This window comes from Mycobacterium sp. E740 (genome assembly GCF_001672895.1).
Taxonomy (GTDB): domain Bacteria; phylum Actinomycetota; class Actinomycetes; order Mycobacteriales; family Mycobacteriaceae; genus Mycobacterium.
On sequence record NZ_LZKP01000038.1, the window covers coordinates 1 to 16,428 of the forward strand.

The 16,428-nt window shown below is 69.3% G+C and carries 16 protein-coding genes; 10 read left to right on the forward strand and 6 right to left on the reverse strand.

Annotation, left to right across the window (positions count from 1 at the left end; genetic code table 11):
- Nucleotides 1-144: 144 nt before the first annotated feature.
- From A5663_RS03950 to A5663_RS23470, 3 genes are all read left to right on the forward strand, one after another.
- Entirely contained in the window at nt 145-552 is a 408-nt protein-coding gene (locus A5663_RS03950) for a hypothetical protein (protein ID WP_156744322.1), read from the forward strand.
- A 163-nt stretch (nt 553-715) separates the two neighbouring features.
- On the forward strand, nt 716-1,108 hold the full coding sequence (locus tag A5663_RS03955) for a heme-binding protein (protein WP_082973916.1): 393 nt from the start codon (nt 716-718) through the stop codon (nt 1,106-1,108).
- Nucleotides 1,109-1,263: 155 nt separating this feature from the next.
- On the forward strand, nt 1,264-1,581 hold the full coding sequence (locus A5663_RS23470) for a hypothetical protein (protein WP_082973915.1): 318 nt from the start codon (nt 1,264-1,266) through the stop codon (nt 1,579-1,581).
- A 69-nt stretch (nt 1,582-1,650) separates the two neighbouring features.
- On the opposite strand, the gene A5663_RS03960 is transcribed toward A5663_RS23470, so the two are convergent.
- Nucleotides 1,651-2,745, reverse strand: a complete 1,095-nt coding sequence (locus A5663_RS03960) for a C40 family peptidase (RefSeq protein ID WP_068144125.1) — start codon at nt 2,743-2,745, stop codon at nt 1,651-1,653.
- 2 nt (nt 2,746-2,747) lie between these two features.
- Nucleotides 2,748-3,038, reverse strand: a complete 291-nt coding sequence (locus A5663_RS03965; protein ID WP_068144128.1) for a type VII secretion target — start codon at nt 3,036-3,038, stop codon at nt 2,748-2,750.
- A gap of 49 nt (nt 3,039-3,087) precedes the next feature.
- On the opposite strand from A5663_RS03965, the gene upp reads away from it, so the two are divergent.
- Nucleotides 3,088-3,711: a uracil phosphoribosyltransferase gene (gene upp / locus A5663_RS03970; protein ID WP_068144129.1), complete on the forward strand. Its 624-nt coding sequence runs from the start codon at nt 3,088-3,090 to the stop codon at nt 3,709-3,711.
- Here the strand turns inward: upp and A5663_RS03975 are convergent.
- Together A5663_RS03975 and A5663_RS03980 are read right to left on the reverse strand one after the other, a co-directional pair.
- The gene (locus A5663_RS03975) at nt 3,708-5,336 is read right to left on the reverse strand and encodes a phospho-sugar mutase (protein ID WP_068144132.1); all 1,629 of its coding nucleotides are present in this window, start codon (nt 5,334-5,336) and stop codon (nt 3,708-3,710) included. The genes upp and A5663_RS03975 overlap by 4 nt on opposite strands.
- Before the next feature lie 54 nt (nt 5,337-5,390).
- Complete coding sequence (locus A5663_RS03980) at nt 5,391-6,185, reverse strand: purine-nucleoside phosphorylase (RefSeq protein WP_068144134.1); 795 nt, start codon at nt 6,183-6,185, stop codon at nt 5,391-5,393.
- Between the two features lie 56 nt (nt 6,186-6,241).
- On the opposite strand from A5663_RS03980, the gene A5663_RS03985 reads away from it, so the two are divergent.
- From A5663_RS03985 to A5663_RS03995, 3 genes are all read left to right on the forward strand, one after another.
- Nucleotides 6,242-7,423, forward strand: coding sequence for a M20 family metallopeptidase (locus A5663_RS03985; protein WP_068144137.1), 1,182 nt, complete (start codon nt 6,242-6,244; stop codon nt 7,421-7,423).
- Nucleotides 7,420-8,595 (forward strand): amidohydrolase, encoded by a 1,176-nt coding sequence (locus A5663_RS03990; protein ID WP_068144139.1) that lies wholly within the window; start codon nt 7,420-7,422, stop codon nt 8,593-8,595. Before A5663_RS03985 ends, A5663_RS03990 begins: the two co-directional genes overlap by 4 nt.
- Nucleotides 8,596-8,796: 201 nt before the next feature.
- Nucleotides 8,797-9,684, forward strand: coding sequence for a hypothetical protein (locus tag A5663_RS03995; protein ID WP_068144153.1), 888 nt, complete (start codon nt 8,797-8,799; stop codon nt 9,682-9,684).
- A 72-nt stretch (nt 9,685-9,756) separates the two neighbouring features.
- Here A5663_RS03995 and A5663_RS04000 read toward each other — a convergent pair whose 3' ends face one another.
- Nucleotides 9,757-10,236 carry a gamma-glutamylcyclotransferase gene (locus A5663_RS04000; RefSeq protein WP_068144141.1) on the reverse strand — a complete coding sequence of 160 codons (480 nt, stop codon included), beginning with the start codon at nt 10,234-10,236 and terminating at the stop codon, nt 9,757-9,759.
- A gap of 103 nt (nt 10,237-10,339) precedes the next feature.
- Here A5663_RS04000 and A5663_RS04005 point away from each other — a divergent pair, with 103 nt between their 5' ends.
- Genes A5663_RS04005 through A5663_RS04015 form a run of 3 tightly spaced genes read left to right on the forward strand, consistent with a single transcriptional unit; the run spans nt 10,340 to nt 14,430 of the window.
- Nucleotides 10,340-11,755: an NAD(P)H-quinone dehydrogenase gene (locus tag A5663_RS04005; RefSeq protein WP_068144144.1), complete on the forward strand. Its 1,416-nt coding sequence runs from the start codon at nt 10,340-10,342 to the stop codon at nt 11,753-11,755.
- Between the two features lie 55 nt (nt 11,756-11,810).
- A complete protein-coding gene (locus A5663_RS04010) occupies nt 11,811-13,562 on the forward strand; it encodes a glycerol-3-phosphate dehydrogenase/oxidase (protein ID WP_068144150.1) in 1,752 nt (583 codons plus the stop codon).
- 10 nt (nt 13,563-13,572) lie between these two features.
- A complete protein-coding gene (locus A5663_RS04015; RefSeq protein ID WP_068144156.1) occupies nt 13,573-14,430 on the forward strand; it encodes a pseudouridine synthase in 858 nt (285 codons plus the stop codon).
- 1 nt (nt 14,431) lies between these two features.
- Here the strand turns inward: A5663_RS04015 and A5663_RS04020 are convergent, their stop codons facing one another.
- Nucleotides 14,432-16,369 (reverse strand): sugar-binding domain-containing protein, encoded by a 1,938-nt coding sequence (locus tag A5663_RS04020; protein WP_197503283.1) that lies wholly within the window; start codon nt 16,367-16,369, stop codon nt 14,432-14,434.
- Nucleotides 16,370-16,428 lie beyond the last annotated feature (59 nt).

The window sequence follows — 16,428 nt, forward strand, 5'->3', positions numbered from 1 at the left end:
CCGCCCCGCCCACGATCGCCGCGGCGAGCAACACCCACTGGACCGCGCCGACGAGCGTCCACCACCGCGGCGGCCGGTTCATTCCGAGGTCGGTTCCGCCGACCGCCCGGTCCAACGCATCCGGCACCGCCCCAGACCGAGACTTTGCCGCCTCCAACAGCTTTCGCGGCCACGGCGCCGGCAGGCCGGCCGCCGCGGTGGTGGACGCTCGTCGGCGCGGTCCAGTGGGTGTTGCTCGCCGCGGCGATCGTGGGCGGGGCGGCGCTCGGGGTGATCGCCGCGCTGGCCTACCTGCAGATCGACGTCGAAGCACCGTCGCTCGGCCCGTTCGCCTGGCCGACCGTGCTTCTCGTCGGTGGACTTGCCCTCGGTTTGCTGCTGGTGGTGGTCATCCGGCCGATCGTGGCGATAGGCGCGGCACGGCGCAGACGGCGCGCGGCAGCCGAATTGGGACGGCGGGTCGGCGCGGTGGGTGCGGAATTCGTGGTGACGCCGTTGCGTGATGAGTTGGCCGTCTATGAGCAGTTGTCCGCGGCGGTGCACCGTTTGTAGTGAAGCGCGAATTACGACATGGACGAGGCGGAGTACCGAGCCTTAGTGCGTTTGAGAATTGGTTTGCTTTATCCCATGAAAGTTGTCGCCCAGTCTGTTTATCTTGCTAAGTCGACAGCCATCACGACTGACGGACGATTGTCATCGAATGAAGGAGCCGAATATGTTGCTCTCAACCCCCGTTTGGCGTCGAGCGGTACTCGGTGTTACCGGCGCCGGCGCAGTCATGGGCGCATTCCTGTGTGCTTCGGCGGGAACCGCCGCTGGTGAGCCGCCGCCCAGGCCACCGAACTGCACGGCCGCCGACGTTGCCGGTGTGTCGGCTGGTGTCGCCGCGGCCGTTTCGACCTATTTGTTCACCCACCCCGAAGCCAACGGATTCTTCACTGGCCTGCAGGGGCAGCCCCGAGACCAGATGCGCGACGACGTGGACAATTACGTCAATGCCAATCCGCAGGTTCAAGCCGACCTTCGAGCTATCCGTCAGCCGTTGACCGACATCAGGCAGCGTTGCCAGTGGACTCCGTTACTCGGCCAGGACGGCGCGACCCCCTGACTGATCCGTCCCAACGATCGGCATCAGAAGCTGGCCTCATCAGGCGCCATCCACTACTGATTCCGGCCTGGTCGCCAATGCGGAGGAATATACTTCAGCTCTCAGTCTTCGTGCCCGGGCAGCTCGCCTCAGCGCGGTGACGGGAAGGATGTCCAATGAATATGTGGGTGCGGTCATGGACTGCGGCGGGAATAGCGGTGTTAGGCATAACGGCGGTTCCTCAGATATTCGCCGTTGTGCAGCCCTCCGGCGAGGCCCACGCCGACGTCTGCGCAAGCGTCGGTCGGCGCGTCTCGGTCGGGGGGTGCGCCAACATCGCAGATGCGATCAGCGCATATGCACCTCCGCCGGCTTACTATGCGCCCTTGCCGGAGGATTTTCAGGCACCACCCCCACCGCCTCCGCCACCGCCGGTGAATGTCGGCGTCTGCGCGAACTTCGGCCGGCGCATAAGTGTCAGCGGCTGCGTCTGAGAGACGCTTGATCGCCATCGCATGGTGTGAAACCAGGTAGGGCGCTCGCCGAACCGGAGCTGACGGAGATCAACTGGTCGGCCGCCAGAAGCCCTGAAAACCCTGCCCCGCGTTCGTCGTTCGGACCGCCGAGAGTTGCACCGGATCACCCGCCTCGATCATCTGGCCGTTTCCGACGATCATCGCGACGTGCCCGTCCCACACGGCGAGATCGCCGGGCCGCAGGTCGCCGCCGGAGACGGGCGCACCAATGTCCTGTTCCTGGGCGAGCCTCGGAAGTGTAAGTCCCGCTTCCGAATACGCCCACTGGGTCAGCCCGCTGCAATCCAGACCGACGCCCGGCGTCGTGCCGCCCCAGTCGTACGGCACCCCCAGCTGCGTCAGTGCGTACCGAACTGCGCTCGCTGCAACGGCATTCGGCGCAGTCGCCGTACTGCCGTCGGGCAGCCGTACCGCGACCCCATCGCCGAACGCCGCCGCCTCCGGCGTCGAAGCGTCTGGTCGGGAGAACTCCGCGACGTCTCGCACCAGAGCGCCCAGGCCGCCGCCCGCACTCGTACCGAGCCCGGAGCCGGCCGCCGGTAGCGTCGAGGCGCCGCTCGAACCGAACCCGCCCGACGACGGCATCGCCGGGGCGCTGAAGCTCGCCGGCGCGGTCGCGGCGGGCGCCGTCGTGGCCGCCGGGAGAGCGGCGGCCTGCCCATCCAGCTCGTCGCGCAGTTGCTCGACCACCGCCACCGCGTCTTCGAGGGCCCGCCGCGCCTCGGCCACCAGTTCCTCCGTCACGCCCGGGGAGTCGAGGTGCGGCTGAAGTGCGGCCGCTCGGGCCTCGAAGGCGGCCACGATGTCGTCGAGCCGCTGTCGAGCGCGCGCCACCGCCGCACCGGCCGCATCCGCTGACTTCCCGAGGTGCCCGATTCGCTCCGCGAGCTCTTCGGCCTGCGCCGCGGTCGACATGACCGCATTCGCGGCGGCCTCGGCCCCCGGACCCGACCAGTGCGGGGCCGCGCGGCGCCAACTCTGGCCGGTCGCCGCCGCGACGTCGTCCAGCGCGGTGCGCACCTCGTGCAGCGCGGCTGCCAGCTCGGCCCCCGACCCTGGGCCGACCAGCGACTGCAGTTCCCGCAGCGGTGCCGTCAGCGAGTCGGCCAAACCAGTCGGCATCGTCAGACGCCGCTGACCCGTGCACCCGCGCGATCGTCGGCGTCGTCGTAGGCGAGCGCCGACCGGTAAGCGGCGTCGCCCGTCGCCGATGCACGGTCCCGCAGCGCAGCCAACTCGCGGGCCTGGTGCGCGACGGCTTGCGTCAGCGCCGCAATGAACGGCTCGCCCACCGGACCGAACGCGGCTTCCGAGGTGGGCGTGGTCGACAGCTTCGCGGCGATGGCGGCGAGTTCGTCGGCGTGTCCGGCGCTCGCTGCCGCCAACGATCGGATGACGTCGGTGTCGGCGTGCATGTCAGTAGGACGCGCCGCGACAGACGTCGGTTCCCGTTAAGGTCGGCCCATGGATGTGCGTGTCGTAGACCACCCCCTCGCGGCGGCACGACTGACCACCTTGCGCGACGCGGCAACCGACAACGCCGCCTTCCGGGCCGCATTGCGCGATCTCACGCTGATGCTGGTGTACGAGGCGACCCGCGGCGCCGCCGTGCAGAGTGTGCCGGTGCGCACCCCGCTGGCCGAGACGACAGGGTGCCGGTTGGCCAACCCGCCGTTGCTCGTCCCGGTGCTGCGCGCAGGCCTGGGGATGGTCGACCAGGCGCACGCGCTGATCCCCGAAGCGCGCGTCGGCTTCGTCGGCGTCGCCCGCGACGAGGAAACCCACCGGCCGACGCCGTACCTCGAGTCGCTGCCCGGCGACCTGAGCGCCCAGCCGGTGATGGTGCTCGACCCGATGCTCGCGACGGGCGGTTCGATGGTGCACACCGTCGAGTTGCTGCAGTCACGCAATGCGCGCGACATCACGGCGGTGTGCGTCGTCGTCGCCCCGGAAGGTCTCACCGCGCTGGAGAAGGTCGCACCCGATGTCCGGCTGATCACCGCGACCATCGACGAATGCCTCAACGACATCGCCTACATCGTGCCCGGCCTCGGCGACGCCGGAGACCGGCAGTTCGGACCGCGCTAGAAACGCGCGCAGACCGCGGCCACTTCGTCGGCCACCCGCTGTGCCCGCTGCCGTGCGGTCGTCACATCGGCACCGGCGCCGCAGCGAATTTCGATGTAGGACTTCACCTTCGGCTCGGTACCCGACGGCCGCACCACCGCACGCACGGTAACATCGCCGTCGCCACCGGTCATGATCACGGCATCGGTGCCATTGGTGCGCTGCAAATCCGCGACGGTCACCTCGTACTGTCCGAGGCGCTCGGGTGGCGCCTCGCGCAGGCGCGTCATCACCGCGGCCGCCTCGTGCCTGTCCTCGACGGGCCGTGACACCGCGGTCGTGATGTGCACGCCGTAGCGGCGGCCCATGTCGTCGAGCGCGTCGAGCAGCGTGTGCCCGCGCTCGCGCAGCGCCGCGACCAGATCACAGACCAACACCGCCGCGCTGATGCCGTCCTTGTCGCGCACCGCAGACGGATCGACGCAGTAGCCGATCGCCTCCTCGTATGCGTACACCAGCGTGCAGCCCGGCAGATCGTCGTCGGCTCGCGACAGCCATTTGAAGCCGGTGGGCGTCTCGACATGCCGAGCCCCGTGCGCGCTCGCGATCTTCGACAGCAGTCGCGAGGACACCAGTGAACTGGCCACCACGGTGGCCTCGGTCACCGGACCGGGCTCGACCTGCGCGAGGATGTAATCGCCCAGCAGGCAACCGGTTTCGTCGCCGGAAAGCATACGCCAGCCCTCAGGTGCGGGAACGCCGACCGCGCACCGGTCGGCATCGGGATCCAACGCGATCGCGACCTCGGCATCGACCTCGGCGGCCAGTCTGAGCACCGCTTCAACAGCCTCGGGCTCTTCGGGATTGGCCGTCGTCACCGTGGGGAAGTCGGCATCGGGCGCGAATTGCTCCTCGACGACATGCACGTCGGACAGCCCGGCGCGCACCAACGCGTCGAGAACGAACTCGCCGCCCACGCCGTGCAGCGCGGTGAGCGCCACCCGCACCGGCCCGTGGGTGTGCCGCACGTTCGCGGCACGTTCGACGTAGCGCTGCACCTGGTCGACGCCGCTGGGTTTGACCGCCTGCCGGGGGATCTCGTCGGCGGGCGGGGCTTCGGTCATGGCCTGCTCGATCTCGCGGTCTGTCGGCGCGGCGATGGGGAACCCGCCGCCGAAGAACACCTTGAAGCCGTTGTCCGACGGCGGATTGTGCGACGCGGTGATCTGGATGCCGGCGGCCGCGGGACGGTGGCGGACGGTGAACGCGACTATCGGCGTGGGCACGGCAGTGAAGAACAACGTGACGGGAAATCCTTGCGCTGCAAGCACTTCAGCGGCGGCCAGGGCGAACTGGTCGGAGCCGTGGCGGGCGTCGCGGCCCACCACGACGTCCTGGCCGGCCAGCCCGCGGTCCTGAAGCACCTTGCCGACCGCCCAGCTGGCACGCAGAACCACGGCGAGGTTCATGCCGCCGGGGCCGGCGCGCAGCGGTCCGCGCAGGCCCGCCGTGCCGAATCTCAACGGTTGGGCGAATCGTCGTTCGAGCTCTTCTTCGGAACACTCCGAGAGTTCGGCGGCGGTTTTGGGGTCGGGATCGTGGGAGATCCACTCCTGCGCGGTAGTTGTCGCCGGCGACGCAGACATGCCGGTAGGGTGCCCACTTTCGCGCCGCCATATTCCGGCCTGCTCGGCACGTCGTCAGAGCCGGGCGATGACTCCCGCCAGCAGCGCGCCCATCCGCGTCGCCGACTGCAGCCCGGCCTCGAGTACCTCTTCGTGGTTCAGCGGTTGGCCGGTCATCCCCGCGGCCAGGTTGGTCACGAGTGAGACCCCGAGCACCTGCGCGCCGGCGTCACGCGCGGCGATCGTCTCGTGCACGGTCGACATGCCGACCAGATCGGCGCCGAGCGTGCGCAGCATCCGGATCTCCGCGGGCGTCTCGTACTGCGGGCCAGGCAGACCGGCGTAGACGCCGTCGGCCAGCGCCGGGTCGATGGCGCGGGCGACGTCGCGCAGCCGCGGCGAGTACGCGTCGACCATGTCGACGAACCGCGGGCCCACCAGCGGTGACCGGCCGGTGAGGTTGAGGTGGTCGCTGATCAGCACCGGCTGGCCCACGCTGTACTCCTCGCGCAGACCGCCGGCGGCGTTGGTCAGCACCACCGTGTGCACACCGCTCGCGCAGGCGGCGCGCACCGGATGCACGACGTGCGCCAGGTCGTGCCCTTCGTAGCCGTGGATGCGGCCGACGAACACCAACACCCGGTGCTCGCCGATGCGCATCGACAACAGCTGGCCGCGGTGACCCTCAGCGGCCGGGGGGGCGAAGCCGGGCAACTCGGCGACCGGGATCACCGCCACGGGGTCGCCCATCGGCTCGACCGCGGGTGCCCAGCCCGAACCGAGGACGACGGCGACGTCGTGGCCGTCGACGCCGGTGCGCTCGGCGATGGCGGCCGCCGCCCGGTCGGCCAGCGCCAGCGCATCGGTCACAGTGCGCGAGCTTATCTGTCGCAGCCGCGGCCGGCCTGCAGTGAGATACTGCCAGGATGCCGGCACTCACCGCGTTCCAGACCGTCGAGGACGCGGTCAACCGACGCCGTGGTGACCTGGTCGAGCTGTCCCACTCCATCCACGCAGAGCCCGAACTCGCGTTCGCCGAACACCGCAGCTGCGCCAAGACGCAGGCGCTGGTGGCCGAATACGGGTTCGAGGTCGCGTCCGCGCCGGGCGGACTGCAGACCGCGTTCCGCGCCGTCTACGGCAGCGGTCCGCTCGTCGTCGGGGTGTGCGCCGAGTACGACGCGCTGCCGGGACTCGGACATGCCTGCGGGCACAACATCATTGCGGCGTCGGCGGTCGGCACCGCGCTGGCGTTGGCAGAGGTGGCCGATCAACTGGGGCTGACGGTCGTGCTGCTCGGCACACCGGCCGAGGAGGCCGGCGGCGGGAAGGTGCTGCTGCTGGACGCCGGGGCGTTCGACGAAATCGCCGCGACGGTGATGCTGCACCCCGGACCGCTCGACATCGCCGCCGCGCGGTCGCTGGCGCTGTCGCAGGTCGCCGTCCGGTACGAGGGCAGAGAGGCCCACGCCGCCGTCGCGCCGTACCTCGGCCTGAACGCCGTCGACGCGATCACCGTCGCGCAGGTGGCGATCGGGCTGCTGCGCCAGCAGATGGCGCCGGGCCAGATGGCGCACGGCATCGTCACCGACGGCGGCCAGGCGACCAACGTCATACCCGCGCGCGCCGAGATGCAGTTCACGATGCGGGCCAACGACGCGGCATCGCTGCGCGAACTCGAACAGCGGATGGCGGACTGCTTTCTGGCCGGCGCCGTGGCGACCGGCTGCGGACACGAAGTCAGCGAGACCGAACCCAGCTATCACGAACTGACGCCGGACGCGTGGCTGGCCGAGACGTTCCGCGCGGAGATGCACCGGGTGGGCCGCGAGCCGGTGTCCGCCGATCTCGAGGCCGCACTGCCGCTGGGCAGTACCGACATGGGCAACGTCACGCAGGTGATGCCCGGCATCCATCCGATCGTCGGCATCGACGCGGGCGGCGCTTCGGTGCACCAACCGGCGTTCGCGGCGGCCGCGGCGGGGCCCAGCGCCGACAAGGCCGTCGTCGAGGGGGCGGTGATGCTGGCGCGCACGGTCGTGCAGTTGGCCCAGACGCCGCGCGAGCGCGACCGGGTGATGGACCTGCAGGCGAGGCGGGCGTCGTGAGCGTGCTGCCCCACGCCGCCGCGCGGTGGCTCTCGGCCCACTTCGACGACCTCGTCGAGTGGCGCCGGCACATCCACATGCACCCCGAGCTGGGCCGCCAGGAGTTCGCCACCACGCAGTTCGTCGCCTCGCGGCTCGCCGACGCGGGCCTGAACCCCAAAGTGCTGCCGGGCGGGACCGGGTTGACGTGTGACTTCGGACCCGAGCACGCGCCCCGGATCGCTCTGCGGGCCGACATGGACGCGCTGCCGATGGCCGACCGCACCGGCGCGCCCTACGCGTCGCTGGTGGCAGGCGTCTCGCACGCGTGCGGGCACGACGCGCACACCGCGATCCTGCTGGGGGCCGCGCTGGCGATGGCGTCGGTGCCCGAGCTTCCGGTCGGGGTGCGGCTGATCTTCCAGGCCGCCGAGGAGTTGATGCCCGGCGGTGCGATCGACGCGATCGCCGCGGGCGCGCTGACCGGGGTGTCGCGGATCTTCGCACTGCACTGCGATCCGCGACTGGCCGTCGGCAAGGTCGCGATGCGGGCCGGGCCCATCACCTCGGCCGCCGACCAACTCGAGGTGACGCTGCACTCGCCCGGCGGGCACACATCGCGACCGCATCTCACCGGCGACCTGGTCTACGGTCTCGGCACGCTGATCACCGGCGTGCCGGGGATATTGTCGCGCCGCATCGACCCGCGCAACAGCACCGTGATGGTGTGGGGCGCGGTCAACGCGGGCGTCGCAGCCAACGCGATTCCGCAGACCGGCACGTTGGCCGGCACCATCCGCACCGCAAGCCGGGACACCTGGGAAACGCTGGAATCGATTGTGCGAGAGAGCATTGCGTCGTTATTGGCACCCTTGGGCATCGAGTACAGCCTGCAGTACCGTCGCGGCGTGCCGCCGGTGGTCAACGAGGAGATCTCCACCCGGATCCTGACGCATGCGATCGAAGCGATCGGACCCGACGTGCTGGCCGACACCCGGCAGTCCGGCGGTGGCGAGGACTTCTCGTGGTACCTGGAGGAAGTGCCGGGCGCGATGGCCCGGCTGGGTGTGTGGACGGGCCGCGGCCCGCAACTGGACCTGCATCAACCGACGTTCGACCTCGACGAGCGGGCGCTTGCGGTGGGGGTGCGGGTGCTGGTGAACATCATCGACAACTCCGCAGCCGCGTTCTGACTTCCCCCGCGAGCTAACTTCCCCTCCCCCCGCGAGCGACCGTGTTTGCACGCCGACACACCGGCTTTTGTGAGCACTCGGCGGTCGCTCGCGGTTCCGTGTGGGCCCACGCGGCCGTTGATTGTCCACATCTCGCCGTTCATCCACAGCTTTCGCCTGAGGGCCTATCGATGCCGCCGCGCATTGCTGACGATCGGCAGCGTGAACCCCGAATTGCAACGGATCTTCGAAGCGCAGGACGGACTCGCCTCAAGCGGCCAGATCCTGCAACACATGACACGGCGCGGCTTCGAGGCAGCACTCAAATCCGGTCCGCTGCAACGGCTTTGGCCGGGCATCTACTGCCTCGGTGAACCGGACGACGCGATGCGCCTGCGCGGGCTCGACCTTCGCTGCGGCAACCCGGTCGCCGCTTGTCTGCACACCGCTGCGGCGATCCACGGCTTCGATGTGGAAGAGCCCGCCGATCTGCACGTGCTCAGCCCGCGAGGTTCGCGGTTGCGATCGGCCGACGGCCTGAAAGTCCATCGGCGCGAAGGCGCACCGCTCACCGTGGTCGACGCCAGACCGGTCACCGCGCCGGCGTGGACCGCCGTGGAGGTGGCGCGCGCGCAGCGTCGACCGAGGGCGTTGGCCACCCTGGACGCTGCGCTGCGCAGCGGCACGGTCAATCGGACCGAGCTGTGGCGTGCTGCCGTCGAGCAGGCGGGACGGCGCGGCATCGTCACGGTCCGCGACCTCATCGCGCTGGCCGACGCCCGCTCGGAATCGCCGATGGAAAGCGAAGCCCGACTGGCGATGATCGACGGTGGACTACCTACTCCCGAGCTTCAGTACGAGATCGTCGACGGTAACGGCGAGCTTCGCCGGCTTGACTTCGCCTGGCCCAACGAGCGCGTGGCCGTCGAGTACGACGGTGTCGACTGGCACAGCGGCGCCGACGCGATGCGGCGCGACCGCAGGCGCACGGCGGCACTCTTCGACGTCGGATGGACGGTCATCCCGATCGTCTTCGAGGATGTTCGGTATCGATCGTGGGAGTTCGTCGGCCGCATCGACAGGCAGCTGTGGCGCGCTCGTGCGGCGTGAGCGACCGCCGAATGTCAGCCAACTACGGCGTGTCGGTGTACAAACACGGTCGCTCGCGGACAAAAGAGGAGATCAACCTGGGGTGCCCGGACCGATGTTGCGTGCCGGCCGGGTTCGGAGGTGGTGGACGTAATCCGCTGGGGCACCGGCGATTTCAGCAGCGTCGGCGACGACACCGAGGTAGCGCGCCGACGGCACCCCGCCCTCCCACGCGTCGACCACATACAGCCAGGCCAGCACCGGCTCGAAGTCGGTGTCCGACGACGTGCGGTGCACGCGGCAGCGGATCTTCTTGTGGAAGCCCAGCTCCGAGCCTTCCCAACGGTCGAGGTTGTGCTCGTCTTCCTTGGTGACGTCGTAGAGCACGACGAACACCTTCGACGACGGGTCCTCGACCACGGTGGCGAGTGCACCCTCCCAACCGATGTCCTCGCCGCCGAATGTCAAGCGCCAACCGTGCAACCACCCCGTCCCCGCCATCGGCGAATGCGGCGCGCGCTGCAACATCTGCTCCGGATGCATGTTAGATCCGTAGGCGGCGTAGAGCGGCACGAGGAAATGCTAAAGCCTTTCACCGTGTGTCTCTAACTGGTGTCTCTAACTGGGTTTGACCACAGCGCGGGCGATCGACCACCCGCTTCGTTAGGTTGGGGTCGTGGCAACCCGCATCGTGATCATCGGCGGCGGGCCCGCCGGCTATGAGGCGGCACTGGTCGCCGCGGCGCGTGGCCCCGAAGTCGCCGAGGTCGCCGTCGTCGACTCCGACGGCATCGGCGGGGCGTGCGTGCTGTGGGACTGTGTGCCCTCCAAGACCTTCATCGCGTCGACGGGCGTGCGCACCGAACTGCGCCGGGCGCCGGATCTCGGTTACGCGCTCGAGTTCGAGGACGCCAAGATCTCGCTGCGCCAGATCAACGAGCGGGTCAAACGGCTGGCTGCCGCACAGTCCGCCGACATCGCCGAGCGGTTGCGCAACGACGGCGTGACGCTGATCGCGGGCCGCGGTGAGCTGGTCGACGACATGCCGGGCATGGCCAGGCACACGGTCAAGGTCACCGCGGCCGACGGCTCCGTCAGCACGATCAGCGCCGACGTCGTGCTGATCGCCACCGGTGCCAGCCCGCGCGTGCTGCCCGGCGCCGAGCCCGACGGCGAGCGGATCCTGAACTGGCGTCAGCTCTACGACCTCGAAGCGCTGCCCGAGCATCTCGTCGTCGTGGGCTCCGGCGTCACCGGCGCCGAGTTCGTCAACGCCTACACCGAGCTGGGCGTGAAGGTCACGGTCGTGGCCAGCCGCGACCAGATCCTGCCCCACGAGGACTCCGACGCCGCCGCGGTGCTCGAGGACGCGCTCGGCTCGCGCGGCGTGACACTGGTGAAGAACGCCCGCGCCGAATCGGTGACGCGGGGAGCCGACGGCGTCGTCGTCCGGATGACCGACGGTCGATGCGTCGAAGGCAGCCATGCGCTGATGACGGTCGGCTCGGTGCCCAACACCGGCGGTCTGGGCCTCGAGCGGCTCGGCATCGAACTCGGCAAGGGCGACTACCTCAAGGTCGACCGTGTTTCGCGCACCTCGGTGCCCGGCATATACGCCGCCGGCGACTGCACGGGGCTGATGCTGTTGGCCTCGGTGGCCGCCATGCAGGGCCGCATCGCGATGTACCACGCGCTCGGCGAAGGTCTCGAACCGATCCGGCTGCGCACGGTGGCCGCCGCGGTGTTCACCCGTCCGGAGATCGCCGCGGTCGGGGTGCCGCAGTCCAAGATCGACGACGGGTCGGTCGCCGCGCGCACGATCATGCTGCCGCTGAACACCAACGCCAGGGCCAAGATGTCGAGCCTGCGCCGCGGCTTCGTGAAGATCTTCTGCCGGCCCGCGACCGGGGTGGTGATCGGCGGGGTCGTGGTCGCGCCGATCGCCTCCGAACTGATCATGCCGATCGCGTTGGCGGTGCAGAACGGCAACGACGTCGAAGATCTGGCGCAGACGTTCTCGGTGTACCCGTCGCTGTCGGGTTCGATCACCGAGGCGGGCCGACGATTGATGGCGCACGACGATCTGGACTGAATCCACGTAGCCTTGGGATGGACACGTACCGACCAGTAACTAGGAGTCCATTCCGGTGAGCGACCCGATTCCGGCCAACGGCCAGACGTTTCTGGGGCCGCAGCAGCGGGCAGAAGCGTGGGAGCGGCTCGGCAGCGAGCAGTTCGACGTCGTGGTGATCGGCGGGGGAGTCGTCGGCGCCGGCGCCGCGCTGGACGCCGCGACGCGCGGGCTCAAGGTCGCTCTCGTCGAGGCGCGTGACTTCGCGTCGGGCACGTCGAGCCGGTCGTCGAAGATGTTCCACGGCGGCCTGCGCTATCTCGAGCAGCTGGAGTTCGGGTTGGTGCGCGAGGCGCTGCACGAGCGGGAACTGTCGCTGACGACGCTGGCGCCGCATCTGGTCAAACCGCTGCCGTTCTTGTTCCCGCTGACCAACCGGTGGTGGGAACGGCCATATGTCGCCGCGGGAATTCTTCTCTACGACCAGCTGGGCGGCGCGAAATCCGTTCCGGCGCAAAAGCATCTGACGAAGTCGGGTGCGCTGCGGCTGGCGCCGGGGCTCAAGCGCTCGTCACTGATCGGCGGAATCCGCTACTACGACACCGTGGTCGACGACGCGCGCCACACCATGACCGTCGCGCGCACGGCCGCGCACTACGGGGCGGTGGTCCGGACGTCCACACAGGTGGTCGCATTGCTCCGGGAAGGCGACCGCGTCACCGGGGTGGAGGTCCGCGACTCGGAGAACGGTGCGGTGACCGAGGTGCACGGGCACGTGGTCGTCAACGCCACCGGGGTGTGGACCGACGAGATCCAGGCGTTGTCCAAGCAGCGCGGGCGGTTTCGGGTGCGAGCCTCCAAGGGCGTGCACATCGTGGTGCCGCGCGACCGGATCGTCAGCGAGGTGGCGATCATCCTGCGCACCGAGAAGTCGGTGCTGTTCGTGATCCCTTGGGGCACGCACTGGATCATCGGGACGACGGACACCGACTGGAACCTCGACCTGGCGCATCCCGCCGCGACCAAGGTCGACATCGACTACATCCTCGAGAACGTCAACAGCGTGCTGGCCACACCGCTGACGCACGACGACATCGACGGCGTGTACGCCGGGCTGCGGCCTCTGCTGGCCGGGGAGAGTGAGGAGACGTCGAAGCTCTCCCGTGAGCACGCCGTCGCGGTGCCCGCCCCGGGCCTGGTGGCGATCGCCGGCGGCAAGTACACCACGTACCGGGTGATGGCCGAGGACGCGATCGACGCTGCGGCGGAGTACATACCGGCCCGGGTCGCCCGATCGATCACGGAGAAGGTTCCGCTGATGGGCGCCGACGGCTACTTCGCGTTGATCAACCAGACGGAAAGCGTTGGCGCACATTATGGTTTGCACCCATATCGGGTGCGCCACCTGCTGGACCGGTACGGCTCGCTGATCGGTGAGGTGTTGCAGATGGCCAGTGAACAAGCCGGAGTCCGGCCCGACCTGCTGGATCCGATCACCGAGGCGCCGGTGTATCTGAAGGTCGAGGCGTGGTACGCCGCAGCGGCCGAAGGTGCGTTGCACCTCGAGGACATCCTGGCGCGGCGGATGCGGATCTCGATCGAGTATCCGCACCGCGGGGTGGACTGTGCGCGGGAGGTCGCCGAAGTCGTTGCACCGGTGCTGGGTTGGAATGAAGAGGACATCGACCGCGAGGTGAACACGTATCTCGCGCGGGTCGACGCGGAGATCCGGTCGCAGCAGGAACCCGACGACGAGTCGGCCGACGCGCTGCGCGCCGCAGCGCCGGAGGCTCGCGCCGAGATCCTGGAACCGGTGCCGCTGAATTGAGGTGCCGGCGGTGAGGCGCCCGCCGCCGTTGCCGGTGCGCGACGGGCTGGGGCCGGCCCGGGTGCGGCTGCGGGGAGGCGCGGTGCTGGTCGAGTTGGCCTCCCGGTTCGGTGAAGCGGCGGCGGCCAAAGTGCTTGCCGGCGAAGTGGTGACGGCTGACGGGACCGTCGTGACGGTGGGCACGGTGCTGCCTCCCGGCGCGTTCGTCTACCTGTACCGCGAGTTGCGCGACGAGGTGCCGGTGCCGTTCGACATCCCGGTGCTGTATCGCGACGACGACATCGTGGTGGTGGACAAGCCGCACTTTCTGGCGACGATGCCGCGTGGCCGCCACGTCGCCCAGACCGCGCTGGTGCGGCTTCGGCGCGACCTCGACCTGCCCGACCTCTCACCGGCACATCGCTTGGACCGGCTGACGGCCGGCGTGCTGCTCTTCACGACCAGGCGAGAGGTGCGCGGCGCGTACCAGTCGTTGTTCGCGCACGGCGCGGTGCGCAAGACGTATCTGGCGCACTCGAACGGCCTTGTACACGTTGACCTTCCGGTGACGGTGCGGAGCCGGATCGTCAAGCGGCGCGGGCAGCTGCAGGCGATCGAGGAGCCGGGTGAACCGAACGCCGAGACGCTGGTGGAGGCACACGGAGATGGCCTGTACCGGCTGACCCCGCGGACCGGACGCACGCATCAACTCCGGGTGCACATGGCGTCGCTCGGTCTGCCGATCACCGACGACCCGTTGTACCCGGACGTGATCGACGTTGCGCCGGACGACTTCTCGCGGCCGATGCGGTTGCTGGCCCAAGTTCTGCAGTTCACGGACCCGGTTACCGGACGACCGCGCAAGTTCACGAGCATGCGCACGCTGTGACTCAGCGCTCCGGAGCCTCGTTCACCTGCGCGCCCGCCGCGATCACCGCGCGGTTGCGCTCGGCGACCGTGCGCAGCGCCACCTTGACCAGCCAGCGATCGTAGGTCAGGAACCCGTTCACCTCGTTCTCCACATCGGTGGTCTGGGTGTAGATCGCGCCGGACAGGCCGCCCCTGCGGACCGCATCTTCGAGATCGCGGCTCACCTGGACGTAGCGCTCGGTCAATCGCGCTCTGCTGTCGGTCATTTCGTAAGCTTGCGGTTGACCCGGCCACCGGTTGCCGTCGGGCACGAGGCCGAGGCCGCCGTATTCGCCGTCGACCACCACCCGGTGTTCGAGCGGAATCGGACGGTCACCGAGCATGGTCCGCTCATCGCGTGGGGTCGCCGGATCGTCGTGCAGGACCGGGCGGCCCGGCCCCACGTAGGTGTGGTCGTCGTAGACGTCGCCGGACCTGCTGTCGGGACGCGACTTACAGCAGTTCACCCCGCTGCTGGCGGTCACCATCCGCGTCGGGTCCGCGGTTTTGGCGACACCGGCGATCCTGGCGGTGTCGAACTCGCCCCAGCCCTCGTTGAACGCAACCCAGCCGACGATCGAAGTGACGCTGCGTAGCTGGTCAATCATCGCCACCAGTTCGCGTTCGAAATTGGCCTTCGCATCCGGCGGCGGATCCGGTGCCGGGCCTACCGGAGGATCGAGGGAGACGTTCAGCGACGGCATGTCCTGCCACACCAGCAGGCCGAGCCTGTCCGTCCAGTAGTACCAGCGCGCCGGTTCGACCTTGGCGTGCTTGCGGACGAAATTCATGCCGAGCGCTTTGGTCCGCTCGAGGTCGAACCTCAGCGCGTCGTCGGTCGGCGCGGTGTAGATGCCGTCCGGCCAGTAGCCCTGGTCCAGCGGGCCGTGTAGGAAGGTGATCTTGTCGTTCAACGCGATTCGCGGCCGGCCCCGCGGGTCGGTGACCATGCGGATCGTGCGCAGACCACCGTACGAGGCGACCTCGTCGACGACCTTTCCGGACGGGCTGGTCAGCCGCACCGTCAGGTCGTAGAGGTACGGATCATCCGGTGTCCACAACCGTGGCTGCGGCACCGGAACTCGCACCGGCCGGCCCGGCGGACCCGACGAGCGGGCCACCGCCGCGCCGTGCGGGGCCGAAACGACCACCTCGGCGCGTTCCGCTCTCGTTCCGGAAACCCGCGGTGTGACAGTGAATCCGGTCAGGTCGGGGGTGATGTCGAGTTTGGTGATGTGTGCGGCGCGCACCGGTTCCAGCCACACTGTCTGCCAGATGCCCGACGCGCCGGTGTAGAAGAGGCCGTTCGGATCCTTGCGCTGCTTGCCGACGGGAAACGGGGCGGCTTCGTTGCGGTCCTCGGCGCGCACGACGATGTCCTGCGTGCCCGTCCACCGCAGCGCGTCGGTGATGTCGGCGCTGAACTCGGTGAAACCGCCCTCGTGGTGGGCCACGGGCCGGTTGTTCACCCAGACGGTGGCGGTCTGGTCGACCGCGCCGAAGTGCAGCAGCACGCGCTGGCCGCGCCAGGTGCCCGGCAGCTCGAAGACTTTGCGGTACCAAATCTGGTCGTCGTGGCGTTTGACTCCGGACAGCGCCGACTCGGTGGGGTAGGGCACCAGGATCTTCTCGCCGTAGTCATCGGCCGACGGCGGCGTCGTGAGCGCGGAGTCTGCAGTGCGCCCGGTGTAGGCCCACACGCCGTTGAGGTTCAGCCAGCGCGCTCGCGCCATCTGCGGCCGGGGATATTCGGGCAGCGCGTTGATCGGTCCGACCAGATGCGTCCACGGAGTCGAAAGCGGTGGGCTCTGCCGCTGCCATGCCTCGGCCGCGTGGGCCGGTGCCGCGAGAAACGCGAGGCCGGCCACCACTGCGATCGGCACGGCCGCGATCCGGCTGAGCGCCTTACGTGTGGCCACGGCAAGTCCCCCTGCTGGAAACCGATGATCAACTGCTGGTGCATTGCACCGTCCCCCCG

What these genes read in the sequence shown, in the direction of transcription:
- A5663_RS03955 (WP_082973916.1), top strand. Translation starts at nt 716, where the DNA reads ATGTTGCTCTCAACCCCCGTTTGGCGTCGAGCGGTACTCGGTGTTACC.
- A5663_RS23470 (WP_082973915.1), top strand. Translation starts at nt 1,264, where the DNA reads ATGAATATGTGGGTGCGGTCATGGACTGCGGCGGGAATAGCGGTGTTA.
- A5663_RS03960 (WP_068144125.1), bottom strand. Translation starts at nt 2,745, where the DNA reads ATGCCGACTGGTTTGGCCGACTCGCTGACGGCACCGCTGCGGGAACTG.
- A5663_RS03965 (WP_068144128.1), bottom strand. Translation starts at nt 3,038, where the DNA reads ATGCACGCCGACACCGACGTCATCCGATCGTTGGCGGCAGCGAGCGCC.
- upp (WP_068144129.1), top strand. Translation starts at nt 3,088, where the DNA reads ATGGATGTGCGTGTCGTAGACCACCCCCTCGCGGCGGCACGACTGACC.
- A5663_RS03975 (WP_068144132.1), bottom strand. Translation starts at nt 5,336, where the DNA reads ATGTCTGCGTCGCCGGCGACAACTACCGCGCAGGAGTGGATCTCCCAC.
- A5663_RS03985 (WP_068144137.1), top strand. Translation starts at nt 6,242, where the DNA reads ATGCCGGCACTCACCGCGTTCCAGACCGTCGAGGACGCGGTCAACCGA.